Source organism: Allokutzneria multivorans (assembly GCF_039537405.1).
Lineage (GTDB): Bacteria > Actinomycetota > Actinomycetes > Mycobacteriales > Pseudonocardiaceae > Allokutzneria > Allokutzneria multivorans.
The window spans coordinates 222,772-244,847 of the sequence record NZ_BAABAL010000019.1; the positions used below are offsets into that span (position 1 = coordinate 222,772).

19 protein-coding genes are annotated in these 22,076 nt (G+C 69.2%); 4 read left to right on the plus strand and 15 right to left on the minus strand.

Annotation, left to right across the window (positions count from 1 at the left end):
* Nucleotides 1-160 precede the first annotated feature (160 nt).
* Genes nadC through nadA form a run of 3 tightly spaced genes read right to left on the minus strand, consistent with a single transcriptional unit; the run spans nt 161 to nt 3,686 of the window.
* Nucleotides 161-1,054: a carboxylating nicotinate-nucleotide diphosphorylase gene (gene nadC, locus ABD798_RS28925; RefSeq protein ID WP_344881579.1), complete on the minus strand. Its 894-nt coding sequence runs from the start codon at nt 1,052-1,054 to the stop codon at nt 161-163.
* Complete coding sequence (locus ABD798_RS28930) at nt 1,051-2,688, minus strand: L-aspartate oxidase (RefSeq protein ID WP_344881582.1); 1,638 nt, start codon at nt 2,686-2,688, stop codon at nt 1,051-1,053. The genes nadC and ABD798_RS28930 overlap by 4 nt, the downstream gene beginning before the upstream one ends.
* Nucleotides 2,685-3,686 (minus strand): quinolinate synthase NadA, encoded by a 1,002-nt coding sequence (gene nadA / locus ABD798_RS28935; RefSeq protein WP_344881585.1) that lies wholly within the window; start codon nt 3,684-3,686, stop codon nt 2,685-2,687. Before nadA ends, ABD798_RS28930 begins: the two co-directional genes overlap by 4 nt.
* Nucleotides 3,687-3,778: 92 nt before the next feature.
* On the opposite strand from nadA, the gene ABD798_RS28940 reads away from it, so the two are divergent.
* Both ABD798_RS28940 and ABD798_RS28945 read left to right on the plus strand, forming a co-directional pair.
* Nucleotides 3,779-4,477: an NUDIX hydrolase gene (locus tag ABD798_RS28940; protein WP_344881587.1), complete on the plus strand. Its 699-nt coding sequence runs from the start codon at nt 3,779-3,781 to the stop codon at nt 4,475-4,477.
* Between the two features lie 10 nt (nt 4,478-4,487).
* A complete protein-coding gene (locus ABD798_RS28945; RefSeq protein ID WP_344881590.1) occupies nt 4,488-5,162 on the plus strand; it encodes an LON peptidase substrate-binding domain-containing protein in 675 nt (224 codons plus the stop codon).
* 111 nt (nt 5,163-5,273) lie between these two features.
* Here ABD798_RS28945 and ABD798_RS28950 read toward each other — a convergent pair whose 3' ends face one another.
* The 7 genes from ABD798_RS28950 to ABD798_RS28975 form a co-directional block, all read right to left on the minus strand.
* Nucleotides 5,274-6,644 carry a Fic family protein gene (locus ABD798_RS28950; RefSeq protein ID WP_344881593.1) on the minus strand — a complete coding sequence of 457 codons (1,371 nt, stop codon included), beginning with the start codon at nt 6,642-6,644 and terminating at the stop codon, nt 5,274-5,276.
* A 262-nt stretch (nt 6,645-6,906) separates the two neighbouring features.
* A complete protein-coding gene (locus ABD798_RS28955; RefSeq protein WP_344881597.1) occupies nt 6,907-7,527 on the minus strand; it encodes a DUF2567 domain-containing protein in 621 nt (206 codons plus the stop codon).
* 12 nt (nt 7,528-7,539) lie between these two features.
* Complete coding sequence (gene bsaP, locus ABD798_RS37300; protein ID WP_486303718.1) at nt 7,540-7,731, minus strand: biotin synthase auxiliary protein BsaP; 192 nt, start codon at nt 7,729-7,731, stop codon at nt 7,540-7,542.
* Nucleotides 7,728-8,738, minus strand: a complete 1,011-nt coding sequence (gene bioB / locus ABD798_RS28960; RefSeq protein WP_344881599.1) for a biotin synthase BioB — start codon at nt 8,736-8,738, stop codon at nt 7,728-7,730. Before bioB ends, bsaP begins: the two co-directional genes overlap by 4 nt.
* 75 nt (nt 8,739-8,813) lie before the next feature.
* A complete protein-coding gene (bioD, locus tag ABD798_RS28965) occupies nt 8,814-9,530 on the minus strand; it encodes a dethiobiotin synthase (protein ID WP_344881602.1) in 717 nt (238 codons plus the stop codon).
* A 10-nt stretch (nt 9,531-9,540) separates the two neighbouring features.
* Nucleotides 9,541-10,821 carry an adenosylmethionine--8-amino-7-oxononanoate transaminase gene (locus ABD798_RS28970; RefSeq protein ID WP_344881605.1) on the minus strand — a complete coding sequence of 427 codons (1,281 nt, stop codon included), beginning with the start codon at nt 10,819-10,821 and terminating at the stop codon, nt 9,541-9,543.
* A 95-nt stretch (nt 10,822-10,916) separates the two neighbouring features.
* Nucleotides 10,917-12,119, minus strand: a complete 1,203-nt coding sequence (locus ABD798_RS28975; RefSeq protein ID WP_344881608.1) for a cytochrome P450 family protein — start codon at nt 12,117-12,119, stop codon at nt 10,917-10,919.
* A 167-nt stretch (nt 12,120-12,286) separates the two neighbouring features.
* Here ABD798_RS28975 and ABD798_RS28980 point away from each other — a divergent pair, with 167 nt between their 5' ends.
* Nucleotides 12,287-15,046: a glycoside hydrolase family 38 N-terminal domain-containing protein gene (locus ABD798_RS28980; RefSeq protein ID WP_344881611.1), complete on the plus strand. Its 2,760-nt coding sequence runs from the start codon at nt 12,287-12,289 to the stop codon at nt 15,044-15,046.
* Nucleotides 15,047-15,314: 268 nt separating this feature from the next.
* Here the strand turns inward: ABD798_RS28980 and ABD798_RS28985 are convergent, their stop codons facing one another.
* The 5 genes from ABD798_RS28985 to ABD798_RS29005 are packed head-to-tail and all read right to left on the minus strand — an operon-like array spanning nt 15,315 to nt 20,754.
* Nucleotides 15,315-16,553, minus strand: coding sequence for a CehA/McbA family metallohydrolase (locus ABD798_RS28985; protein WP_344881614.1), 1,239 nt, complete (start codon nt 16,551-16,553; stop codon nt 15,315-15,317).
* Complete coding sequence (locus tag ABD798_RS28990; RefSeq protein ID WP_344881617.1) at nt 16,550-17,626, minus strand: ABC transporter ATP-binding protein; 1,077 nt, start codon at nt 17,624-17,626, stop codon at nt 16,550-16,552. Before ABD798_RS28990 ends, ABD798_RS28985 begins: the two co-directional genes overlap by 4 nt.
* Nucleotides 17,626-18,447 carry a carbohydrate ABC transporter permease gene (locus ABD798_RS28995; protein ID WP_344881620.1) on the minus strand — a complete coding sequence of 274 codons (822 nt, stop codon included), beginning with the start codon at nt 18,445-18,447 and terminating at the stop codon, nt 17,626-17,628. Before ABD798_RS28995 ends, ABD798_RS28990 begins: the two co-directional genes overlap by 1 nt.
* Nucleotides 18,444-19,361: a carbohydrate ABC transporter permease gene (locus ABD798_RS29000; RefSeq protein ID WP_344881623.1), complete on the minus strand. Its 918-nt coding sequence runs from the start codon at nt 19,359-19,361 to the stop codon at nt 18,444-18,446. The genes ABD798_RS28995 and ABD798_RS29000 overlap by 4 nt, the downstream gene beginning before the upstream one ends.
* On the minus strand, nt 19,348-20,754 hold the full coding sequence (locus tag ABD798_RS29005; protein WP_344881626.1) for an extracellular solute-binding protein: 1,407 nt from the start codon (nt 20,752-20,754) through the stop codon (nt 19,348-19,350). The genes ABD798_RS29000 and ABD798_RS29005 overlap by 14 nt, the downstream gene beginning before the upstream one ends.
* A 275-nt stretch (nt 20,755-21,029) precedes the next feature.
* On the opposite strand from ABD798_RS29005, the gene ABD798_RS29010 reads away from it, so the two are divergent.
* Nucleotides 21,030-22,046, plus strand: coding sequence for an AsnC family protein (locus tag ABD798_RS29010; RefSeq protein ID WP_344881629.1), 1,017 nt, complete (start codon nt 21,030-21,032; stop codon nt 22,044-22,046).
* Nucleotides 22,047-22,076: the final 30 nt, after the last annotated feature.

A 22,076-nucleotide genomic window follows, 5' to 3' on the forward strand; every position in this document is an offset into this window, starting at 1 on the left:
ATCCGAGCGACGTTCATATTCACCGTTAACTTGCGGCAGATACTAACGGAAACGAGCGCCCGCGTGGACCATCCGGGTGATCGTTTCGGCTCAATCCTTATTGAAACTTCATCTTGCTCACCCGGTGTGCACGGATGTCCGGTACAGCACACCGAATGACCTACTCCAAGTCCATCCCCAGATCGAGGGCGACGGCCGAATGGGTGAGCGCGCCGGCCGCCAAGAAGTCCACTCCGGTCTCCGCGTAGGCCCGCGCCACGCCCAGGCTGAGCCCGCCGGAGGCCTCCAACCGGGCGGGTGCCTCGGCCGCGCGGGTGCGGCGAACGGCCTCCACGCACTCCTCGACGGTGAAGTTGTCGAGCAGCACCAGCTCGGCGCGCTCGGCAAGGACCTCGTCCAGCTCGGCGAGCGAACCCACCTCGACCTCGCACTCCAGCTCCGGGGAGTGCGCGCGCGCCGCCTTGAACGCCGCACCGACCGATCCGGCCGCGACCACGTGGTTGTCCTTGATCAGGACCGCGTCGCCGAGGCCGAGGCGGTGGTTCTGCCCGCCGCCGCAGCGCACCGCGTACTTCTGCGACAGCCTCAACCCGGGCAGCGTCTTGCGGCTGTCCCGGACGACGCAGCCGGTGCCCTCGATCTCCGCGACCCACTCCGCGGTGGTCGTCGCGATGCCGGAGAGGTGGCACAGCAGGTTGAGCGCGGTCCGCTCGGCGGTCAGCAGCCCCCGCACCGGCCCACGAATCCGCAACGCGGACTCTCCGGCCTGCAACCGCGAACCGTCCGGCCGCACGCCGAGCACCTGGTAACCGCCGACTCCGAGGACCGCATCGAAGACCGCCAACGCCAGCGGTCCGCCCGCGAGCACGCCGGGCACGCGCGGGTTGATGTCCGCGACGGCGATCGCGTTGGCGGGCACGGTGGCCAACGTCGTCACGTCCGGGCCGTAGCGGAGGTCCTCGTTGAGCGCGGTGTCGACGACCCGGCGCACGTCCTCCAGGTCCAGGCCCGCCTCAGCGAGGTTGATCTGCGTCTCCGGCGAAAGGGGTCTCACGCCGCACCTCCCAAGGCGATCGCGCTGAGCAGTACAGGCTGTCCGGACACGTCCAAGCGCAGCGGCAAGCTCCTCAGCCACCGCGCGTCGTCGCGGTCCGGGTGGTCCAGCCGCACGTGGCAGCCCCGCGACTCCGTGCGCGCGTCGGCCGCCGTCAGCAGTGCCCGCGCGGTCAACGCGAGCGCGGCGTCCTCCACCGCGCGATGTGTCCTCAGTGGACGGTGCACAGAGGACTCCAGCACGCTCAGCGCCGCCGCGATCCCCTTTGCTTCTCTACCGATTCCGGCGTAGCGGCTCATCGCGTCCTGCAACGGCTCGCGAACCGCGACCGGAGCGGCGGGCAGGTCGATGATCTCCACCGCGCGCGGATCGCCGAGCAGGCCCGCGCCGAGGTCGAACGCGACCGCGCGCGCCGCCCGTGCTCCGACGACCAGACCTTCGAGCAAGCTGTTGGAGGCCAGGCGGTTCGCGCCGTGCAGTCCGGTGCGCGCCACCTCGCCCGCCGCGTACAACCCGGTCAGCGAGGTTCGTCCGTCCACAGTGGACATCACGCCGCCGCACGCGAAATGTGCCGCTGGCGCAACGGGAATGCCGTCGGTCGCAGGGTCGACGCCGACCGACTGGCATGCGGCGTGGACCGTGGGGAACCGCCGCCGGAAGGCATCGCTGCCGAGGTGCGTCGCGTCCAGGTACACGTGGTTGGTGCCGGTCTCCGCCATCCGACGGCTGATCGCGGCAGCGACCACATCACGCGGAGCGAGGTCGCCGAGCGGGTGCACACCGGTCATCACGCGCTCGCCGAACGCGTCGACCAGCACTGCGCCCTCACCGCGCACCGCCTCCGTGACCAGCGGACACCGCCCGCGCGCACCGGCTCCGGTGAACAAGACCGTGGGGTGGAACTGGACGAACTCCACGTCCGCGACGGCCGCCCCGGCGCGCAGCGCGAGCGCGAGCCCGTCCGCCGTCGCGACCTCCGGGTTGGACGTCGCCTGGAAGAGCTGGCCAAGCCCTCCGGTCGCGAGCAACACCGCCGGGGCGCGCAGAACGCCGGGCACTCCGTCACCGTCGAGCACCTGCAACCCGGCGACCTGGCCGGCTGGCGTGTGCAGAGCCTGAACAGCGATGTGGTTGTGCAGCAAGGGAATCCGGCCGTCGCGGATCGAAGACAGCAGCGCGCGCTCGACCTCCGCGCCGGTCGCGTCCCCGCCCGCGTGCACCACGCGGAACGCGCTGTGACCGCCTTCGCGGGTGCGGGCGAACCGACCGCCCTCGCCGAGGTCGAAGGCCGCGCCGAGCCGCATCAGCTTGCGCACGGCGGCCGGGCCGTCCTGGATGATCGCGGCTGTCGCAGCCTCCTCGCAGAGCCCGGCTCCGGCGGTCAGCGTGTCCGCGATGTGGCGGTCCACCGAGTCGCCCGCATCGTGTTGGCCGGGCAGCACGACGGCCACACCGCCTTGCGCCCAACGGGTGTTGCCGTCCTCGGCCGATGCCTTGGTGATCACCAGAACGCGCAGGCCCAGCTCGTGCGCGGTCAGCGCCGCGGTCAGCCCCGCGACGCCGGTGCCGACCACGACGACGTCAGCGCGGGCCTCCCAGGTCGCCGCGCCGACCTCGCGCAGCGCCGCCGTCACTCGCCACCGCCGGGCGTGCCGATCTCGATCATGCGCTGCACGGCACCGCGCGCCCGGCGGGCGGTCTCGGCGTCCACGTGCACCTCGTCGGCGTTCTCCCGCAGGCCGCGCAGCAGCGCCGCCGGGGTGATCATCTTCATGTAGGGGCAGGAGGCGCGCTCGTTCACCGCGAGGAACTCGATCTCCGGAGCGGCCTTGCGCAGCTGGTGCAGCATGCCCACCTCGGTGGCGACCAGGACCGAGGTCGCCGAGGTGCTGCGCGCGGCCTTCACCATGTCACCGGTGGAGAGGATCTTGACCTGCTCGGCGGGAACCGTGCCCTCTCCCGCGAGGTAGAGCGCCGAGGTCGCGCAGCCGCACTCCGGGTGGATGAACAGGTCCGCGTCCGGGAAGGCGGCGGCGCGGTCGGCCAGCTCGGGCCCGTTGATCCCGGCGTGCACGTGGCACTCCCCCGCCCACACGTGCACGTTGTCCCGCCCGGTCTCGCGCCGCACGTGCGCGCCGAGGAACTGATCGGGAAGGAAGAGCACCTCGCGGTCCTCGGGGATCGAGCGCACCACGTCCACGGCGTTGGAGGAGGTGCAGCAGATGTCGGTCTCCGCCTTCACGTCGGCGGTGGTGTTGACGTAGGAGACGACCACGGCGCCGGGGTGCTCGGCCTTCCAGGCGCGGAGCTGGTCGGCGGTGATCGAGTCGGCCAGCGAGCAGCCCGCGCGCGCGTCCGGGATGAGCACGGTCTTGTCCGGGCTGAGGATCTTCGCGGTCTCGGCCATGAAGTGCACGCCGCAGAACACGATCGTCGAGGCCTCGCTCTCGGCGGCGATCCGGCTCAGCGCGAGGGAGTCGCCGGTGTGGTCGGCGATGTCCTGGATCTCCGGGAGCTGGTAGTTGTGCGCGAGCAGCACCGCGTCGCGCTGACGTGCCAGTTCCCGCACTTCCTCGGCCCAGGCGGCGTCGGGGGTGACTCCGCCGTATGGGGCGATCTCCGCTGTGCTCATCGGGTTCTCCTCGCGTGCGTGCCGGGCGCTTGCCCGTCACCCGGGTTTTCGCCTTAGAAGCGAAAACAGGGGAGATGGTATCAATTCCAGCGATGGCAGTACATGAGGTGCTAGCAGCCGTGCTCCAGGTGAGATCCGGTTCACTCCAGGTGCTGCTCTGGCAGCGGGCCCTGGACCCCGACAAGGGGCGCTGGGCGCTGCCCGGCGGCAGGCTCGGCCCGACCGAGGACGTCGAGGGCTCGATCCGGCGCCAGCTCGCCGAGAAGGTCGACGTCCGCCAGCTCACCCACGTCGAGCAGCTGGCCGTCTTCAGCGCCCCCGACCGCGTTCCCGGCGAGCGCGTGGTGGCGACCGCCTTCCTCGGGCTGGTCCCCTGCGACGTCGACCCCGTGCTGCCCGAGGACACCGCGTGGCACTCCGTCGCCGGGCTGCCGGAGTCCGCCTTCGACCACGCCGCGATCGTCGAGCGGGCCCGGGACCGCTTGCGCGCCAAGCTCTCCTACACCAACCTCGGCTTCGCTCTCGCCGGGCGCGAGTTCACCGTCTCCACGCTGCGCGAGCTCTACTCGGCGGCCCTGGGCTACCGGGTCTCGGCGACCAACCTGCAACGCGTGCTCTCCCGGCGCGGTCTGCTCGAACCCACCGGCAGCACCGCCCCGCCCGGCCCCTCCGGCGGCCGGCCCGCCGCGCTCTTCCGCTTCGCCGCACGGGGTCTGCAAGTCACCGACCCCTTCGCCGTGTTCCGCCCACCCCCCGCCGACCGCCCGGCGCGCGCGGCACGATGGCCTTAATGTCAGGCAAATGACTGAGACGCTTCCCCTCTTCCCCCTTGGCGCGGTGCTGTTGCCGGGAGCGTCCATGCCGTTGCACATCTTCGAGCCGCGCTACCGCCAGCTCGTCGTCGACCTCGTGAAGGGCCTGCGCCCCGACCGCACCTTCGGCGTGGTTTCCGTCCGCCAGGGATGGGACATCCGCACCGACGACATGGCCGCCGTGCACCACGTCGGCTGCTCCGCCGTGCTGCGCGAGGCTCGCCAGCTCCCCGAGGGCCGCTACGACGTCGTCGTGCGCGGACACCGGCGCTTCCGGCTCGTCGACGTCGACCACCGCGCCGCGCCGTACCTCCTCGCCCAGATCGAGTGGCTGCCCGACGCGCCCGTCACCGATCCCGACCTCGTCGCCAAGCTCGCCGACCTCGCCCGCGCCGCGCACCGCGGCTACTGCGCGACCGCGTGGCGCGAGGAGGACTGGCGCGAGCCGTGCACGACCGAGGACCTCACCACGCTGGCCAACGTGCTCGCCGAGGACTGCCTGCTCTCGCTCGACGACCGCCAGCACCTGCTGGAGGAGGGCGACCCCGTGCGCAGGCTGCGCATGGTCCGCGGCCTGCTCAAGCGCGAGGCGGAGATCCTCCGAGCCCTGCGCGCCGTCCCCGCCCCGCTCTCCGAGTTCGCCGCCGACTTCGCCAACAACTGACCCGGCTCGACCTTCGGGGTTCCCCCGTCTTCAAGTACGCCGAACCCCGTCCCAGAGGTCTCCAACCACCACAAACCCGCCAGTCGGCGGCGGATCTCTTGCACAGCTCAGCTAGCCGCGATCCCCAGCTTCGCTTCTCAGCTTCTCGGCGACATCTCTGACGGGAATCCAGTGCAGCGCCTTGCTCACTCGAATGCGCTGCAAGAGACCTTTCTGCTCAAGGGCAGTCAAGTCCCTCCTTGCGGTTTCCACCGTGACACCGTGACTGCGCGAGTGGGATATTGTCGTAAAATGAACGGAAGGATTCTTGACGGCCCCCTCCAGCAAAGCAAGTTGACGATGGTTGAACTCACCAGGATAAAGCGAAAGAGATTCCTGGAATGACCTCACTTCTTCCATCTTTCGAGCCAAGTACTGGTGCAACTCCTGCACTGCACGCTGAATTACCTCGAGATGGTAGATGTGGAAGTAGGTCAGGTCGTTGTCATCCTGCTCCGTATAGAGGAAACTCCGAGCATATTTTCCCCGCGCACCCTTGAGGATCCTGGAGATCGACAAGAACTCGGTCAACCAGAATCCCTGTCGAAGCATTGACCAATAGAAGAGAGCGCGAGCGGTCCTCCCATTCCCATCTTCGAACGGATGGTCATAACCAAGCATAAAATGAATCGTTATCGCCCGAAGAACTGCGGGAACGTACGCCTGCCGATCGTCCGACCCCGAATTGGCGAATTCGCACAGACGAGCAACTCTCCCAGGGAGATCGATTGCAGCCGGAGGAACATGGAGAACTTTGCCCTCCTCGTCGTATACGGCAACCCTTCCTTCACCTGGAAGCTGAAATCGACCCGAGGCAGCTGGACTCTCCAGCGTCCCATCCGTAACTATTCTATGAATTTCACAGATCAGCTCCGGAGTGAGATCCTCATCCGCCAACTCGGTAACGAAGCGCATTGCGTGGTAGTTATTGAGAATCATGCGCTCATGTTGATCCCTGGGCTCACGCCCCGTGCGAATCATTTCTTTCGCCACGCGACGAGTGGTAGAAGCACCTTCCAATTGACTGGAGGTAATCGCTTCCTCCATGAGGGAACTCACCAAGTAACGGTCCCGCGTGGCCTGGTTCGTCACCTGCTCACTCAAGGTAATGCTGCCGCTGGCACTTCGATTCACTTCCTCGACGGCACGGAAGACCACATCAGGCAATGCATAGGTAAACGGCTTCCCTGCGCTATCTTCAAGCGGCAGAGTGCGCTGCATCGCTATGCGAGCAAACTTGGCTACGAACCAGAGTTCCTCGATGGTCATACCCGCCGACGGGACGAACTTGTACCTAAACTTGTCCCATGGCAGATACTCCGCCATAGCGCCCATCTCGGACTGCGGAACCGAGGAGATGATCTGAATAAGTCGGGAAGGCTGCTCCTCCTGAATCTTCTTCAGGAACTTCTCGAACTCTGGCGGAGGAGCGGGCGTTTTCATGTGTTCCCTACGGTCGGAGACGCGACTGACTCAGCCTGAAGCTCACGCGTCACCGCCATGCAACCCGCTGACCTGCGACAGCCCGCAGCTCCACACTTGCTCCAACTTACTCCACAATGTGGAACAACGGGCGCTTCCCGCCCCATGGGCGCCCTGAGCAGCGAAAACGCCGTTGCTCCACACTTGCTCCAACTTACTCCACAATGTGGAACAGGCAGATGTGGAGCAAGCGGAGTTGGAGCAACCTGAAGACGCACAGACCTCAGCGGTCGAAGCGGCGGCCGAGGTCGTCGGTGCCGTTCCACGCGGCGGCCACGCCGTAGGCCAGCAGCGCCGTGGTGGGCTGGGCGAGCACGGCCCACCACAGCGTCAGCGCCGGAGCCTGCAACAGCACGTCGCCGACCTGCAAGGACGCGGGAACGGGGTACCACCACCCGGTGAACAGGCCGCTGAGCTGGATGGCGAGCGCGGCGGCGGCGGCGGAGCCGAGGCCGGTGGCGATCATCATCACCGGCCCGCGCCGCCGTCGCAGCAGCCACATGCCGAAGCCGGTGATCAGCCCGACGCCCAGGGTGATCATCAGGAAGACGGCGAGGGCGTCGTAGTGGTGGTAGCTCTCCCAGGGCAGGCTGACCAGCTCGCCCTTGGAGTTGACGACCTTGCGCTCACCGGGCGCGAGCAGCGACCAGGCGAGGGCGACCGGCGCGCCGAGCAGCGAGATGAAGGAGAACGCGCTCAGCGCGGGCAGCAGGTCGGCCTTCACCACCACCCTGGGCCGGGGCGGTTCCGGCAGTGCGAAGGGCGGGTCGTAGTAGTCCAAGTCGGAGTCCGTGACCGCCGGAATCCGCACCGGTGCCGCACGCCCGCCCTGCTCCTCGGTCACTGCCGTTCTACCTCAACCCTCTATCGCTCCGTGCGCGCTGCACCGCGCTGACCAGCCGGTCGGGAGGATCTGGACGACCATCCGCCGCCTGCACTCGCGGCAGTACCTCGGCGGGTTGATCGCCCGCCGTTGCTCGCACACCGCGTGCTCATTGTCCGCCAGTGGTTTCCCGCAAGTCTCGCAGTACACGCCGGAGGCCCTCACAGGGTCTCGCTCAACGCCTTGATCGGCATGTTCAGCTCGGTCAGCATGGCCAGGTCCTTGTCGGCGGGGCGGCCGAGGTTGGTCAGGTAGTTGCCGACGATGATCGCGTTGATCCCGCCGAGCATGCCCTGCTCGGTGCCGAGGTCGCCGAAGGTCAGCTCGCGCCCGCCGGAGAAGCGCAGCAGCGCCTTCGGCAGCGCCAGCCGGAACGCGGCGACGGTGCGCAGCGCGTCCTTGCCCGGCACGACCTCGTAGTTCTCGTACGGCGTTCCCGGCTGCGGGATGAGGAAGTTCATCGTGCACTCGTCGGGGCCCAGCTCGGCCAGCTGCGCGGCGAACTCGGCGCGCTGCTCGACGGTCTCACCCATGCCGATGATGCCGCCGCAGCAGACCTCCATGCCCGCCTCGCGGATCATCAGCAGGGTCTCCCACCGCTCCTCCCAGGTGTGCGTGGTGACCACCTTGTCGAAGTGCGAGCGCGCGGTCTCCAGGTTGTGGTTGTAGCGGTGCACGCCCATCGCCTTGAGCTCGTCGACCTGCTCCTGGGTGAGCATGCCGAGCGAGCACGCGATCTGGATGTCGTTGCCGGAGGCGCGGATCGCCTCGATGCCCGCCTTCACCTGGGTCAGCAGCCGCTTGTCCGGCCCGCGCACCGCGGCGACGATGCAGAACTCCGTCGCGCCGGTCGCCCTGGTCTGCTCGGCCGCCTTGACCAGGCCGGGGATGTCCAGCCACGCCGAGCGCACCGGCGTCGGGAAGCGCCCGGACTGCGAGCAGAAGTGGCAGTCCTCGGGGCAGCCGCCGGTCTTGAGGCTGATGATGCCCTCGATCTCGACCTCGGGGCCGCACCACCGCATCCGGACCTGGTGGGCGAGTTCCAGCAGCTCGGGCAGCCGCTCGTCGGGCAGCCGCAGCGCGCGCAGCACGTCCTGCTCGGGCAGGCCCTCCCCGCGCTCCAGAACAACTTCGCGCGCGATGTCCAGCACGTCGGTGTCGGCGACGGTCACCCGGAACTCCTTTGTCTCAGAGGCGGCTCGGGCAGCAGTCTGCCCGAAGAAAGCCGCAGGAAAGTGCGGTCAACGTCACGGTGAGTTCTGCTCGGCGAAGGCCACGGCGTCGAACTCCCCGCCCAGTTGCGGAGCCAGGTGGGCGCGCGCGACGCGGAGGAAGCCGGCGCGGTCGTGCTGGGCGATCCCCGCCGGGAGCACGCCGAGCAGAGGTGCGCGCGCGGCGACGGGCAGGTCGAGGAGGTTGCTGCGCGTGGCGAGGTCGGGCGCGGAAGGCCACGATCCGACGAGCACTCCGAGGCACTCGATTCCCCTGTGCCGCAACGCTTCCGCCGTCAGCGCCGTGGTGTTGAGCGTGCCGAGCCCCGCAGCGGCGACGAGCAGCACGGGCGCGCGCAACGTCCACGCGAGGTCGGCGAGGGTGCCGCCGGTGTGGTCGAAGCGCACGAGCAGCCCGCCCGCGCCCTCGACCAGCACCACGTCGTGGTCCTCGACCAGCTCGGTGACGGCCTCTGCGGCCTGGGTGGGGCTGATCGGGGGCCGCCCGGCGAGGCGCGCGGCGGCCTCGGGGGCCAGCGGGTCGTCGTAGCGGACCAGCTCCCGCGCGGTCAGCTCCCCCGCGAGCCGCACGACCTCGTCGACGTCGCCCGGTTCGCCCGGCTTCACCCCGGTCTGCGCGGGTTTGACGACGGCGACCCGCTTCCCTGCGTCCCTGGCGAGCGCGGCGACGGCGGCGGTGGCGACGGTCTTGCCGACCTCGGTCCCGGTTCCTGTGATGACAAGCAAGGTCATCGCCCGCACGCTACCCAACCCCGGCGGCGGCCACGACAGCAGCGGAAATGGCACTGACCTCGGCGTCCGTGCTGATGTAGGGCGGCATGACGTAGATCAGGTCGCGGAACGGGCGCAGCCACACGCCGTGCTCCGTCGCCGCCTTGGTCGCGGTCGCCATGTCCACCGCGTGATCGAGCTGGACCACGCCGATCGCGCCCTGCACGCGGACGTCGCAGACCCCGGGCAGCCGCGAAGCCGGAGCGAGACCCGCGCGCAGACCGGCTTCCACGCGGGCGACCTCCCCCGCCCAGTCCTGCCGGAGCAGCAGGTCGATCGAGGCGTTGGCGACGGCCGAAGCGAGCGGATTGCCCATGAACGTGGGCCCGTGCGCGAGCACCGGCAGCTCTCCGCGCGAGATGCCGTCAGCGACCTCAGGCGTGCACAGCGTCGCGGCCATCGACAGGTAACCGCCGGTCAGAGCCTTGCCGAGGCACATGACGTCGGGGCTGACGCTCGCGTGGCCGGCGGCGAAAAGCGCGCCGCTGCGGCCGAAGCCCGTCGCGATCTCGTCGAAGATCAGCAGCACGTCGTTGGCCAGCGTCAGCTCGCGCAGCACGTGCAGGTAGCGCGGGTTGTGGAAGCGCATGCCGCCAGCGCCCTGAACCACGGGCTCGATGATCACCGCGGCCAGCTCGTCGGCGTGGCGCTCGATCTCGTCAGCGAGCAGCTGCACGTACGCGGTGTCCATGTCCGCGTCGAAGCCGGCGGGCGGCGCGGGCACGAAGACCTGCTCGGGCAGCACTCCGCTCCAGAGGCTGTGCATGCCGCCCTGCGGGTCGCACACGCTCATCGGCTGGAAGGTGTCGCCGTGGTAGCCGCCGCGCCAGGTCAGCAGCCGCCGCTTCGCCCCGAGACCGCGAGAACGCCAGTACTGCAAGCACATCTTCACCGCGACCTCGACGGAGACCGAGCCCGAGTCGCACAGGAACACGTGCCGCAGCGGCTCCGGGGTGATCTCCGCGAGCCGCGCGCACAGCCGCACAGCGGGCTCGTGGGTGAGGCCGCCGAACATCACGTGGCTCATCCGCCCGAGCTGGTCGCGCACGGCCTCGTCGAGCACCGGGTGCTGGTAGCCGTGGATCGCGGCCCACCACGAGGACATGCCGTCGATCAGCTCGCGCCCGTCGGAGAGCCGCAGCCGCACGCCCCGCGCGGACTCGACGAGCAACGGCTCCCGCACGCCGGGCATCGGCCCGTACGGGTGCCACACGTGCTCGCGGTCAGCGGCGAGCAGTTCCTCAGGCGTCACACCGGCAGGCTAGATCGCCCCGCACTCCAGGTACGACAGTCTCCAAGTACAACGAACCGGCCCGCGAATTGTCAGTAACGACAGCAAACCCGCGCTCAGCCAGGTGTTACCGGCAGCGCGTGCAGACCGTGCATGAAAGTCGAGCGCCGCCAACGGATCTCCCCGTCGCGCGCGTCCAACCGGAGCCCCGGGAATCGATCCAGCAAGCGTCCGATCGCCACCGTGCCGGTCAGCTCGGCGAGCGCGGCGCCGAGGCAGCGGTGCACGCCGTGCCCGAACGCGAGGTGCCCCTCCGCTTCGCGCGCGAGGTCGAGCCGGTCAGCTCCGGGGAAGCGCGCCGGGTCCCGGTTGGCGGAGCTGAGCGCGACCATCACGATCTCGCCCTCGGGGATCTCCACGCCGCCGACGACCACGGATTCGTTGGTGTAGCGGAAGGTCGTCATCGCGACCGGGTTCTCGAAGCGCAGCAGCTCCTCGATCGCCCCCGGCAGCCGGGCGGGGTCCGCGCGCACCGCCGCGAGCTGGTCAGGCGCTCGCAGCAAGGACAGCACGCTGTTCGCGATCATGTTCCCCGAGGTCTCGTGCCCCACCACGAGCAGCAGGAACGCGATCGAGATCAGCTCGGGCTCGGCGAGCCGACCGTCCGCGACCAGCTCCGACATCAGGTCCTCGCCCGGCACGGCGCGCTTGCCCCGGATCAACTGCACCAGGAAGGCGGCGAGCGCGATGCTGGCGTCGCGGATCGCGTCGGGGTCGGCCGCCGCGAGGATCACGTTGGCCCACGTGCGAAAGCGGTCCTGGTCCTGGTGCGGCACGCCGAGCAGCTCGCACAGCACCGCGACCGGGATCAGCAGCGCGTACTCCTCGATGAGGTCCACGCGGCGTTTGCCCGCCATGGCGTCGAGCAGCTCATCGGTGATCTCGGTGATCCTCGGCCGCATCCGCGCGACCCGCTCGGCGCTGAACGCCCCGGCCAGCAGTCCGCGCAGGCGGTCGTGCTCGGCGCCGTCGCTGTTGAGCAGGTGGTGGGCGATGTCGCCGGAGAAGGTCAGGCCGCGGTCGGGGTCGTCGAGGTTGGCGCGGATCGCCGCGGTCAGGCCCTCGGGGTTCTTCAGCAGCCGCTCGTCGGTCAGCACCGCGACGGCGTCGGCGTAGCGCGTCACCACCCACACGTGCAGCCCGTTGGCGGTGCGCGCGCGGTGCACCGGCCCTTCCTCGCGCAGCACGGCGAGGATCTCGTGGGAGTTCTGCAGGTACTCGTCGGTGAACAGCGCCACCGACCGCACGGACGTCGACATGTGGCGTCCCCCTCGACGCGAACGGCTTCCCCAGCAGCGTATGACCGACTCGGCTCAGCTGGGAAAACCCTGGTCAGACGACCAGGTTCAGCCCGGTGAACCCGAAAGGACCCACTTCGGCGGATTGGGCACTGACAGCGCGCCGGGTCCGTGGTTACCGTGCCGAGGTGACCGACGCCACCAACACCCGCCGCACCGTGCACGTCGTCCCGCACACCCACTGGGACCGCGAGTGGTACGAGCCGTTCCAGCGCTTCCGCCTCCAGCTGGTGGACCTGCTCGACACCGTGCTGCCGCGCCTCGAAGCCGATCCCCGTTTCCGCTTCACACTCGACGGGCAGACCGCCGCCGTCGACGACTACCTGGAGGTCCGGCCGGACGCGCTGCCCAGGGTCGTCGAACTGGTGCGCACCGGCCAGCTCGCGGTCGGCCCGTGGCGCGTGCTCGCCGACTCCTTCCTGTGCTCCGGCGAGAACCTGGTGCGCAACCTGGAGATCGGCCTCGCGCGCTCCGCCGAGCTGGGCGGGGCCATGCGCGTCGGCTACATCCCCGACCAGTTCGGCCACACCGCGCAGCTGCCGCAGATCCTGCGCGGCTTCGGCTTCGACCAAGCCTGCCTGTGGCGCGGAGTTCCCGGCAGCGTCGACCGGCACGCGTTCCACTGGGTCTCCCCCGACGGCTCCTCCGTGCGCACCGAGTACCTGCCCGGCGGCTACGGCAACGCCTCGGTGATGTTCACCGACCCCGCCAAGACGGTAGAGCGCTCTATCGCCTTCGCTGAGCAGATGCGCGCGTGGTTCGGCGACACCGAGCCGCTGGCCATGTACGGCACCGACCACAGCGCGCCGATTCCCACGCTGCTGGACCAGGTCGGCGCGGTGCAGGCCTCCGGAGCCGAGGTGACGCTGCGGTTGGAGACCTTGGCCGAGGCGCTGGCCGGGCGGGACCCGCAGGAGGCCGGGCTGCCGCAGGTGCTCGGCGAGTTGCGCAGTCACGCGAGAGCGAACCTGTTGCCAGGCATCCTTTCCGTGCGCGTGGCCGTGAAGCAGGCCATGGCCGAGGCTGAGCGGATGGTCGAGCGCTACGCCGAGCCGCTGTCGGCGCTGTGGTGCCCGCAGGCCGCTGAGCCGTTCCTGAGCATGGCGTGGCTGCGCCTGGTCGACGCGTCCTGCCACGACTCCGTCACCGGTTGCGGCGCCGACACCACCGCTCAGCAGGTCGCCGCGCGCATCGCCGAGGCGGAGCAGCTGGGCAGCGCCGTCCGCGACCGCACCCTCAACGACATCGCCTCCGGTGCGCCTTCGGACTCCGTCGTCGTGGTCAACCCCAGCGCGCACGAGCGCACCGATCTCGTTCGCTGCCAGGTGGTCGCGCCCGAGTCGTGGGCTGATGTCGCGTTGGAGCTGCCCGATGGGACGCTCGCTCCGACGCAGGAAATCCGCCGTGCTGAGCGGAATCTGATCGATGCGGCCTTCCCCGCTGCCGACGTGGTGAACGCCGTGCGCAGGCGCACCTTCGGCCAGGTGATGTACAGCAGGGCCATTCAGCGCGCGGAGATCTCCGATCACACAGTCACTTTCACCGTTGGGCGCATCGGCGACCCCGGCTACGACGTGGAGCGCTTCGCCGACGAGCTGACCGAGGCCGTTGCCGCGTCCTCGCCCGGCGACTGGCGTCTGCGCGTGATCGACGAGCCCGGCCGCGAGCTTCTTGCGTTGACCACCGCGCCCGCTCTGGGCTGGGCCTCTGTCCGCCCGCGCTCGGGCTCAGCGCCGCTCTCCGCTCCGGTGTCCATTGTGGAGGGTTCTCTGCACAACGGCCTCGTGTCCGTTGTGGTGAATGAAGATGGCACGCTTCGCATCACGGGCTCCGACGGCACCGTGCTCGACGGGGTCGGCCGGATCGTTGACGGCGGCGACGCGGGCGACAGCTACAACTACGGTCCTCCGGTCACGGACACGTTGGTGGACAAGCCAACCGCTGTCACCGTCGTCGCGGCTGAGCAGGGTCCGCTCGTGGCTTCGCTCGTGGTGCACCGGACCTACGATTGGCCTCTCGGCCTCGTGGACTTCGACGGCACCGCACGCACGCCCGAGACCGTGTCCGTCGGTGTGACGACCAGAGTCGAGCTTCGCGTGAACGAGCCCTTCGTGCGCGTCGAGGTCTCCTTCGACAACCGCAGCGTCGACCACCGCGTCCGCTTCCACCTCCCCACCGCCCGCACCGCGACGAGTTCGCACGCTGAGGGCCAGTTCTCCGTGGTGGAGCGCGGTTTGGTCAACGAGGGCGGCAACGGCGAACACCCGCTCCCCACGTTCCCCGCATCATCCTTTGTGGACGCTGGCGGCGCGGGTGTGTTGCTGCACAACGTGACTGAGTACGAGGTTCTCGCCGAAGAACCGCTTGCGGGTTCGAGCACAGGCGCCGCCGGGTCCGTCATTGCAATTACGTTGCTCCGCGCGACCGGAGCTATCAGCCGCAACCTGCACCCGCTGCGCGCCGAGCCCGCTGGCCCCACCACGCCGATCCCCGAGGCTCAGGTCCCAGGCGTCACCGTGAGCCAATTCGCCATCTTCCCGCACGCCGGAGACTGGGCGTCCGCGAACCTGATGGACGCGGCGGAGCGCTACCGCAACCCACTGATCACCGTGGCTGGCACAGGAACCACTTCCGAGCTCGCCTCCGCCGAGGGCATCACCGTCACCGGCGCGACCGCGTGCGGCCTCCGCCAGCGCAACGGCTTGGAGCTGCGTCTGGTCTCGTACTCCGACTCGGAGAGCACCGCCAAGGTGTCCCTCCCCGGTGTCACCGCCGCAGCACGCGTCGACCTCACCGGCGCCGTAGTCGAAGAACTGTCCGTCGTGGACGGCTCAGCCGAAGTCCCCCTGCGCCCCTGGGAGATCACCGGCATCCGCCTGACCCGCTAGGTTCACCGGTCTTCAAGTACACCCAACCCCCGCCCCATGCGTCTCCAACTGCACCAAACCTCCCGGCTTCACCAACGGGGTTTGTAGCGGTTAACGACCTCTGGGGCGGGGGTTTGTTGTACTTGAAGACTGGCGTACTACGACGTCAGGCGTCCACCGCTGCACCCGACCAGCCCGAGCGCACGCCCTCCACCGGCTCCCACCCAGCAGGCGGAACCACCCCGTCAGCCGAGAAAACCCACGTCGCCGTCAGTCCCATGGGCGCATCCTAAGGACGAGCACTGACAGCGGCGCAGATCGACAGCACAGCACTGTCGTGACCGAAGAGCACCGAACCGCCAACAGCACCAGCCGACAGCGTGCACACCGAACCGCGCACCGACCGACGCATCCCTTCTGCGTCAAGCACAAGAGCCCCGTCGGCGTCCACCGCCACCAGCTCGCCGTCCACCGGCAACAACACCGGAGCATCCAATCCCGCCGAAACAGCAGTGCGGCCAGCGCGCAAGCCGTCGAGCACTGCCAGACCCAGCTCGTCGGGACCGGAGGCGGCGGCGTCCACGGCGACCCACGTCGTCGGAGTGCCGGGGATGGCGTCGGAACCTGAGCGGTGCCAGTCACTTCCGCCGATCGGAGTGACCTCGCGCCCCCACGCCTGCCACCACGCGAGCGGGCCGCCCCAACGCGGGTCGAGCCACGTGGAGTGCCAGATCTCCGCCAGCGGCGCGCGACGCGGCAGCGGGTGCCGCCACGAGCAGTCAGCGGCGAGCGGGTGGTTGACGGACAACAGCCCACCACGGCTCTCCACAGTGGACAACCACTCGGTCGCGGGTCGACGGAAGTCGATCCACCCGATGTCACCGAAAGCGTTGGCGTGACCGGACTCCGTGGTCACCTCCTGACCGGGAACGAGCGCGATCCCGTACTGCCGCCCGACATCCGCCAACTCAGCGTGATGGCTGACGGTGTTGTGATCGGTGACCGCCAACGCGGACAGGCCCCGCGACACCGCGAGCGCGGCCAGCTCGGGAACCGTCAGCGCCCCATCGGAATGCAAGGTGTGCGAGTGGAAGTCCGCTGGCACCCACCGCAACCCCGCACCACATGGAAGCGAGCGCACGGGCGGTCGCGAAGGAACCGGCGGAGAAGCCAACGGAGCCGGTTGCGCCACGGGATCGAACGAGATCGAGACCCGGTAGTCGACCCCGTCGACCGGAACCCGGTGCAGCCCAAGGACAACGTGCCACAGACCGGACTCAAGATCTCCCGGAACGTAGCCGGGCGTCGCCCAGTCCGGAGCGATGGTGAACGTGCGCCGAGCGCCGCCGGACCACCCGCGCCAGCCCGCAGCGCCCTCGCAGCCCAGATCGAGGATGGCGCCGCGCGTGTCGTCGAAAGCAAGCTCCACAGTGATCGCGGGAACACCGGCGGGAACCTCGAAAGGAAGCCCGGGCCACGAGTTCGCTGCCCTGTCCTCGCGAACCCATTGACCACTGTGGATGGTCATGGGGCGACCTTCGCCTCTCCGAGCAGCAGTCCGGCCTCGTCGAAGACCAGCAGCCTGCCGGGCTCCGGCGCGGCGGTCACGGTCGTGCCGATCTCCGGCTCGTACTGCTCCGGCACGGTCAGCCCGACCAGTGCGTCACCGGGGCACTCGATGGTCACCAACGACGACACACCGAGGTTCTCCACAGTGGACACGACGCCGGTGATGCCCTCACCGGAGCCCGCGGTCAGGTACTCCGGCCGGATACCAGCGGTCACCGGCGTGCCATCCGCCAACGAGATGCCGGGGGGCAGGGTCAGCCGAGCACCGGCAACCTCGACGAAACCGCCGCGCACCACAGCGTCCAGGAGGTTCATCGGGGTGGAGCCGATGAAGTTGGCGACGAAGGTGTTGGCAGGACGCTGGAAGACCTCGCGCGGGCTGCCGAGCTGGCGGATCTTCCCCGACTCCATCACCGCGATCCGGTCGGCCAGCGCGAGCGCCTCCGCCTGGTCGTGCGTGACGAAGACGGTGGTGAGCCCCAGCTCGCGCTGCAACCGCTTGAGGAACGTGCGTGCTTCCAAGCGCAGCCGTGCGTCCAAATTGGACAGTGGCTCGTCCAGCAGCAGCACTCCGGCGTCCATCGCGATCGCCCGCGCCAGCGCGACGCGTTGCTGCTGACCACCGGAGAGCTGCCCCGGGCGCCGGTCGAGCAGCCCGGCAAGGCTCAGCCCGCCGGAGGTCTCCTCAGCCACTTCCCGCTGCCGTGCCTTGGATTCCCCGCGCACGCGCAGCGGGTAGCCGATGTTCTCCGCGACGGTCATGTGCGGGAACAGGGCGTAGTCCTGGAACACCATGGCGACCTTGCGCTTGCCGGGGTCGACGCCGGTGACGTCCGCCCCGCCGATCACCACCTGGCCGGAGCTGGCCTGCTCCAGCCCGGCGATCGTGCGCAGCAGCGTGGTCTTGCCACATCCGGAAGGCCCCAGCAGCGCGAAGAACTCCCCGTCGACGATCTCAAGGTCGAGCCCGTCCACCGCGCGCACCCCGTTGGGGTACACAGTGGACAGTGCGCGGACGTCGATTCCGGCCATCAGCTCTTGATCCCTCCGTGGAAGCGGAACCCGTAGCGCTTGTTCACCAACACGTACAGCACGACCACCGGGATCGAGTACAGCAGCGAGAACACCGGGATGACGGTCAGGTTGGCGCTGCCGCCCTCGTCCTGCAACGTGCGCAGCAACACCGCGCCCGGCTGCTTGCCGACCTCGCGGATCAGCAGGAACGGCAAGAGGAAGTTGCCCCAGGCGTTGACGAAGGCCCACACCAGGATGGTCGCGATCCCCGGCCGCGCCACCGGCAGCACCACGTGCGTCAGCACCTGGAACGGCGAGGCGCCGAAGACCCGCGCAGACTCCTCGTAGGAACGCGGGACGGAGTCGACGAAGTCCTTCAGGATGAAGATCGCCGCGGGCAGCATCCCGCCCGCGATCACCAGCGCCGTGCCGAACTGCGAGTTGATCAACCCCAGCTGGAACATCATCACGAAGATCGGCACCATCGCCGCGGTGCCCGTGACCACGCTGGAGAGCAGCAACAGCACGTAGAGCATCAGGTCCCGGCCGGGGATCCGGACGCGGGAGAGCGCGTAGGCGGCGAGCGCGGCGAAGCTCGCGGTGATCACCGTCGCCACCACGCAGATCACCAGCGAGTTCCACAGCGAGGTCAACGCGTACGGGTGCTCGAAGGTGGTCTTCACGTTGTCCAGCGTCCAGTCCGGCCAGCGCAGCCCGAGCCCGGGCTTGCTGTCGAACGGAGCGCTGGCCAGCCACAGCATCGGGATCGCGAAGAACGCCATCAGCACGGCGATCACCACGTAGAAACCGATGCGCCGCACCATCATCAGCGGACTCATGACTTCCTCCGCAGCAACCACAGGTAGACCGCCGCGACGACGAGGTTCGCCAGCAGCAGCAACAACGAGATCGCCGACGCGTACCCGAGCTGACCGCCTTCGAGAGCTTGGCGGTAGATGAACACCGGCAGCGTCTCGGAGGCGTGGTTGGGACCACCGGCGGTCAACAGGAACGGCGAGAAGTCGTTGGCGGTCCACAAACTGATGAGCAGCGTGTTGGTCAGCACGTGCCCTCGGATGTGCGGGAAGACGATGTCGCGCACCGTCTGCCAGCCGCTCGCGCCGACCACGCGAGCCGTCTCCAGCTGCGACGGCGGCACAGCGGCCAGCGCCGAGCTGTAGAGCAGCATGGAGAAGGCCGTGCCGCGCCAGGTGTTGAACACGATCAGCGACAGCATCGGGTACTCGACGAGCCACGCGGTGCCCTCGGACCCGAGCAGCGCGTTCAGCGTCCCGCCGTCGCGGTCCAGCACCGCGAACCACAGGAAGGCCACCACCGTGCTCGGCAAGATCCATGCCAGCAGCACCAAGGACTCCACCGTGCGGCGCAGCCCCGGTTTGGCCTTGCGCAAGGTCCACGCGAGCACGAAGCCGAGGATGTTCTGCCCGATCACCGCGGAGCCGAGCACGAACAACGCGGTGAGCCACAACGAGTTCTGGAACAGCGCGTCGTTGAGCGCGTTGACGAAGTTGTCGATGCCGACGAGCTGCGGAGCGACCGCGTTCGGCCCTGTCAGCTCGTAGTTGGTCAGTCCGATGTAGATGGTCCAGAGCGCGGGGAAGATCAGGAAGACCGCGATCAACAGCAGCGCGGGCGCGATGAACCCCACGGCCCGTGAGACGCCGAGGCCGGCGACGTCGGTGGCGAACCTCCTGACGCGGCCCCGGCGCTCGGTGACCTCAGCCGGTGACAATCTCGTTCTCTCCCACGATCTTCTTCAACGCTTCCTGGTAGGCGTTGAGCGCTTCCTGCGCCGTCTTGCCACTCACCACGTCGGCCGTCGCCTGCTGCAACGCCGCCGACACCCTGGTGTAGTTCGCGACACCGGGCCGGTACTCGGTCAACGGCAACACCTTCTGCGCGATGAACGACAACATCGCATCACCGGCGAGCACCTCGTTGTTGACGTCGGTGCGCTGGGTGACCTGCGCCGCGCCGCCCAGCCGGGCCTTGACCGCCTCGGCGGAGTTCATGAACTGCAACAGCTCCCACGCCTGCACCGGGAACTTGGTGTTGGAGTTGATCAGGTTGATCGCGCCGCCGGACATGCTGACGAAGTCCTGCCCGCGCACGCCCGCGCCCGGCCGCTGCGCCGGGATCATCGCCCAGCCCACGGAGCTGTCGCGGTCGGCCATCTTCACCGCGCCCTTGGTCGGCTCCAGCACCGAGCGCCACAGGTAGTCGCTCTCCAGCATGATGCCGATCTTGTTCTCGGCGAACTGGGCGAAGGACTTGTCGCGCCCCTTGGCCTCCTGCTGCAACAGCGGGTCGCCGAGCCCACCACCGCCGTAGACCCGCTGGTACAGGCCGAGGACGTCCTTGAGGTTGCTGGTCGCGCCCTGCCACTTCCCGTTGGCCAGCAACGGCTTCCCGGTCCCGACGAGCAGCGGCAGCAGCCCCTGCATGGTGGTCGCCTCGCCCATCGCGGTGCCCGCGTTGAGCTGGATCGGGGTGACCCCGGGCAGCTTCTTCAGCGCCTCACCGGCGGAGAGCAGTTCGTCCCAGCTGCGCGGCTGCCAGGTGGCGGGCAGACCCGCCTGCGCGAAGAGCTTCTTGTTGTAGAAGAGCACGCGGCCGTCGGTGCCGTCCGGTACGCCGTAGCGCTTGTTCTCGAAGACGCCGACGCTCTGCACAGCCTGGGGGATCTGCTTCCAGCCCTCCCACGCGTCGACCTTGTCCTTGCCGACGATCTCGTCCAGCGAGCGGATCTGTTTGCCCCCGGCGAACTCGCCGACCCAGATCCCGTCGACGGCCATGATGTCCGCGCCGCCACCGGTCTTGAGGTCCAGCGCGATCTTGGTCTTGTAGTCCTCGTCGCCCGCGCCGTTGCCCTCGAAGCGGACGGTGGCGGTGACGCCCTTGCGCTTCTGCTCCTCGACGAAGCGGGGGATCACCCAGTCCGTCACCCACCCGGCCTTGGCCGAGTTCTTGCCGCCCGCCACCGCGTTGCCGGTGATGGTCAGCGAGACCTCCTTGGCGTCGGCGTTGCGGGAGCTGTCTGCGCTCTGCGGCTGCCCTAGGCATCCGCTGAGCGCCGTCACGGCGGTCACGGCGGTCACTGCAACGAGCGCGGCTCTGCGTCGCATTCTCCGACCTTCCTCGTCGCTGAGCTGGTCCTGAGGTCGGCCATCCTCGATCAGTCCGACAACGATGACAAGGGCTGTTCCCAGACCGTTTCCCGGACCGCGCGGGCACCCGTCTTGATTGCTCAAGTGCCTTCTACCAGGCACAACAAGCCTTCGCATGCCCACACTTCGGCCTGGACGGAATGCAGAAGCTGTTAGCGCGCTCTACTTTTGCCCACGTTCTCCCGGTGTGGGCGTCGGCGCGTTGATCTCGGCGACGGGGTAGCGTGCCGTGCGTGGCTGTGCCAGATCCCGTCGATGCCCGTTTGCTCGCCCTGGTAGCGGAGGCGGGCCGTGCGGCCGTGCACGAGATCGCCGCGAGAGCGGGGATGGACCCGCGCGAGGTGGCCTCCCGGCTGATCGCGCTCTCCGCGACCGGCCTCCCGCTGCTCGTCGGCGTCGAGTGCGACCCCAACGGCCTGCGCGCCGCGCTCGCCCCTCCGCCGCCGCAACAACAGCAGCCGCACTGGGGCCACCCCGGTCAGCAGCAGCACCCGCATCCGCACCAGCCCGTGCACGGGACGCCGAGCGGCGCCTACCCGGTGCACGGCACGCCCAGCGGTCCCTACCCCGGCCCCAGCGGCCCGTACCCCGTGCACGGCGGCCACACCGGCGCGTACCCGCCGCAGGCCTTCCCGCAGAGCACCCCGTTCCCCGCGCAGCAGCACCCGCAGAGCACGCCGTTCCCGGTCCAGCCCCAGCAGCCGCCGCACCACCAGCCGCCCCAGCCGACGCAGCCGCCCCAGCCCGCCGACCCGGTGCTCAGCACGTGGGGTCCGCCGCAGAGCTCCTCGTGGGCGCGCGGTGACCAGCCCGCGCTGCCCGCCGGTCCGCGCACCGGCAAGGTCGGCACCACCCTGGAGACGATCGGCCTCGAAGGCGAGCAGCTCGGCATCCAGCTGGTCGAGGTCGTCGACCCGGCCGACTTCCTCTTCACCGCTGCGGGCTACCGCCTCCAGGAGGGTGAGCGCGCGGTCGTGGTGCACACCGAGCTGACCAACCGCGGCCAGATCCCCTTCGCCTCGCTGCCCGACCTGTACCTGGTGCTCATCACCACGGACGGCAGGCAGGTCTCCAAGGCCCCGGTCTCGCTGTCCTCCCGGCCGCCGCACCGCATCGGGGTCAACCCGGGCGAGACGGCGGGCGGCCACACCGTCTACGTGCTCCCCGAGTCCATCGACGTGGTCTCGGTGAAGTGGAGCGCGCGCTCCGACGACGACAAGCGCAGCCTCACCTGGTCCACCCTCGACTGACCCTCAACCTCTTCAGCGCCGACTGAACGA